1 protein-coding gene and 1 pseudogene are annotated in these 2,080 nt (G+C 57.6%); both read left to right on the top strand.

Annotated features, from left to right (window positions below; translation table 11 throughout):
* On the top strand, positions 1-1,365 hold a 1,365-nt coding region (locus ACH2EH_RS05375), incomplete at its 5' end, for a hypothetical protein (RefSeq protein ID WP_395139660.1).
* A 182-nt stretch (positions 1,366-1,547) separates the two neighbouring features.
* A pseudogene (locus tag ACH2EH_RS05370) lies at positions 1,548-2,080 on the top strand (hypothetical protein); the annotation flags it as partial.

Below are 2,080 nucleotides of genomic sequence, written 5' to 3'. Positions count from 1 at the left end.
GATCTGGCGCGGCTTGGTGAGCTGCAAAATAGCGACGGCAGCTTTGGATTCTGGAGCCGCACCGAGCGCCCCTGGCCCTATCTCGGAGTCCATGTCGCGCACGCTCTGGTACGCGCCAAGCAGAAAGACTTCGCCGTTCCCGAGGCAACCTACCAGCGCTCACTGGCCTACCTCAAAGCCATCGAGACCAAGTTCGAGGAGATTTATTCGCCGCGCTGCCGCCGGATGATCATCGCCTACGCGCTCTATGTTCGGCATCTGGCGGGGGATAGCGATAAAGTGCGGGCGAAAAGCCTGCTCGCCGAAGCCTCACTCGACGAGCTGGGGCCGGAGACAATCGGCTGGCTATTGAATGTCTTGGCGGGTGATCCGTCGCTGACAAACGTCCGGCGCTGGCTGGACAACAAGGCCACGGAGACGGCGGGTGCGGCGCACTACACGTTCTCCTACAACGACGGTGCGTATCTGGTACTTCACTCCGACCGCCGCGCCGATGGCGTGATTCTCGATGCGCTCATTGCGGATCAGCCGCAGAGCGATCTGATTCCCAAGCTCGTGCGCGGCCTGCTCGATGGTCGAAAGCGCGGCGCATGGGGCAACACGCAGGAAAACGCGTTTATCTTACTCGCGCTGGACCGCTACTTCCGAAAGTTCGAGGGCGTGACCCCTGACTTTGTCGCCCGGCTCTGGCTCGGAGAAAAATTCGCGGGTGAGGGTACTTTTAAGGGCCGCACCACGGATCGAATTTCAACCAAGATCCCTATGGCGACGCTTACCGAGAAGCCGGGGATGCAGCCACTCACGATAGAGAAGCAAGGCGCGGGTCGGCTCTACTACCGGATCGGCATGCGCTACGCCCCGAAGAACCTTCAGCTCCCCGCCGCCGACTACGGCTTCTCGGTCAGCCGTACCTACGAGGCTATAGACAATCCCGGCGATGTCAAGCGCGACCCCGACGGTACCTGGGTGGTGAAAGCGGGAGCAAAAGTCCGAGTCAAAGTGACCATGGTGGCGACCACGCGCCGCTACCATGTCGCGCTGGTTGACCCGCTGCCCGCAGGCTTCGAAGCCCTCAACCCCGAGCTACGCGGCACGGAAAGCATTGCTCCCAGCTCCCCCAGCTTTGGGGGCGGAGGCGGCTATCGCCGCTACTGGTCCTGGTGGAACTGGTACGAGCACCAGAACCTGCGCGACGAGCGAGCTGAGGCGTTCTGTTCCTATCTCTGGGAAGGGGCCTATGAGTACAGCTACATCTGCCGCGCCACCACACCGGGAAGCTTCATCGCCCCGCCCGCCAAGGCCGAGGAGATGTACGCCCCCGAGACCTTCGGGCGTAGCGCCTCAGATAAAGTCCGCGTGGAATAGCTTTTCCACCACACCCAAGCCCCTTCTTTGCCTATACCGCGAAGGAGGGGCTTTTTTCTTTGAGCAGGGGCTGCCTGTTAAGTATGTCACATTATTTGATTTTTATTAGTCGCCATGTTATTATATGCCGACATATAAAAAACATGGGTACAATAATCGCATGGTTCAATAGGAAAAATAGAATGATGAACCTCTCACGCCTCTCCGCGAGCCTGATGCTTCTCCCTCTCACTTTTAGCCTGATCGGCTGCGGCGGCGCAGGCACCGTTGCCGCTCCCCAGGAAAGCCCTGCCCTATCACGTGACTTTGGCTTAGGCATTCCCGCCTATAGCACAAAACATGTTTGGAATGCGAAGGCACTTGTTGACCAGCTCGTTATTCAGCACAACAGCACTCCCAATGATGACAAGAATGACTACACGGGCACCAATACTAATCTTCGCTGGAAAGGCGAAAATGGCTACACCTACAGCGAGAATCGCTCACTATGCGCCTCGTTTACTTCCATGCTCCTGCGTCACGCCTTCAATAAAACAGAGAATGACTTCTCCGCTAAGCTTGGCTCCACAAGCCCCTACGCAGAAGACTACTACGGTTTTCTCAGCACCGGAGTAACGGGTTGGTTTAGCGCAGGATTCCTCAACGCTAGCCAGATCAGTATCGGCGATATTATCGCCATACGCTACGATGATAATAGCAACAGTAGTGGTCATGT

It is taken from the genome of Armatimonas sp. (assembly GCF_043760365.1).
GTDB lineage: Bacteria > Armatimonadota > Armatimonadia > Armatimonadales > Armatimonadaceae > Armatimonas.
Note: the sequence above shows the minus strand (reverse complement) of the source record. Positions and strands in the feature narration are given on the sequence as shown.